A 1,072-nucleotide genomic window follows, 5' to 3' on the forward strand; every position below is an offset into this window, starting at 1 on the left:
AGAATAAACCGCTCTCGTGACTTGGATGGCGGTCGTTGAACACGTTATTGATCGTGCCAACGAATTTCTATGTTTTTACACACTCTGGGCCGTTTTGAGCCGGTCGCGATATGTTGATTTCAATCCAAGTCAGTCGCATGGTGGACGGAACTACATTTGACCGCGCGCTGCCTATCTCGTTTAGTTTGAATTAGTACAGATCAAGCAACTCACCAAGATGCTCGTTGAGCTTGGCCCATCCTTAACTCGCACTCCAGAGAAAAACCCCCAAAGAATCGTCGCCTGAAGCTCCCGTTTGCTTAAACGCTGGTCCGCGTGGCCTTGATTTCCTTCGACTTCGCCCACCGCTGTAACTCTTCAGCAAACAAGCGAACGTCGGAAGGGTAGTCGGACAGCCCAACTGCAACGGCGGCTACGAGTGCCGGTCGTGCGTACTCTGGCGTGTCATCAATCGAAACCCACAGTCCTTGCAGCAGCGACATCCGGTCGGACTCAGAATTTGAATCCATCGCCCCTACGAAGAGCTTCGCGTAGAACCCGCCTAAGTCGTCAATGTCAGCGTTGGGCATTACTGGTACAGACACCAGGCCGTTATCCATATGACCTCCCCTATATTTTTATTGTCGTACGGAAATAATAACTGGATTACTCAGATTTCATCAATTAAATGCTGCAAGAACGATTGAACGTGGGCAGGCTCCATGATGACTACCATCGTTGCCACCAAGAGGGCAACAAACGGCGCCTTATGCATTATGATTTCGTCGTAGACATAGTGGCGATTACCTGCGACCCAATGACTGACATATTCGTTTGCTCTTTTTGTTACTGTGGCACGCTTACGAAATGACATATTCTCCCCCTGTTTTTTGTAGATATTGTTTTCTCTATATCCTACAGGCAGAAGCCTTGCATCGCACTCTCAAAATAGGTCTTGACCAAAGTGTTGTCAACCATCGCGCGATGACCGCTGGTGGCCCAGACTAATGGAATGGTCGCCCCTTCCCGAAACGGCATCGAAGTGCCACAGTGGAAATGGCGATGTTCCACTAACCGAGAGAGGCGACCAAAA

At 49.5% G+C, this 1,072-nt stretch carries 2 protein-coding genes; both read right to left on the reverse strand.

Going from position 1 to position 1,072, the window contains the following annotated elements; genetic code table 11:
* Window positions 1–299: 299 nt before the first annotated feature.
* Window positions 300–599, reverse strand: a complete 300-nt coding sequence (locus BLV81_RS23415; RefSeq protein ID WP_092360283.1) for a hypothetical protein — start codon at window positions 597–599, stop codon at window positions 300–302.
* A gap of 50 nt (window positions 600–649) precedes the next feature.
* The gene (locus tag BLV81_RS23420) at window positions 650–853 is read right to left on the reverse strand and encodes a hypothetical protein (protein ID WP_092360284.1); all 204 of its coding nucleotides are present in this window, start codon (window positions 851–853) and stop codon (window positions 650–652) included.
* Between the last annotated feature and the right edge of the window lie 219 nt (window positions 854–1,072).

The organism is Collimonas sp. OK242 (assembly GCF_900107095.1).
Classification (GTDB): domain Bacteria; phylum Pseudomonadota; class Gammaproteobacteria; order Burkholderiales; family Burkholderiaceae_D; genus Collimonas.

Excerpts from the sequence above, each read along its gene's own strand:
- BLV81_RS23415 (WP_092360283.1), bottom strand. The coding sequence starts at position 599 with ATGGATAACGGCCTGGTGTCTGTACCAGTAATGCCCAACGCTGACATT.
- BLV81_RS23420 (WP_092360284.1), bottom strand. The coding sequence starts at position 853 with ATGTCATTTCGTAAGCGTGCCACAGTAACAAAAAGAGCAAACGAATAT.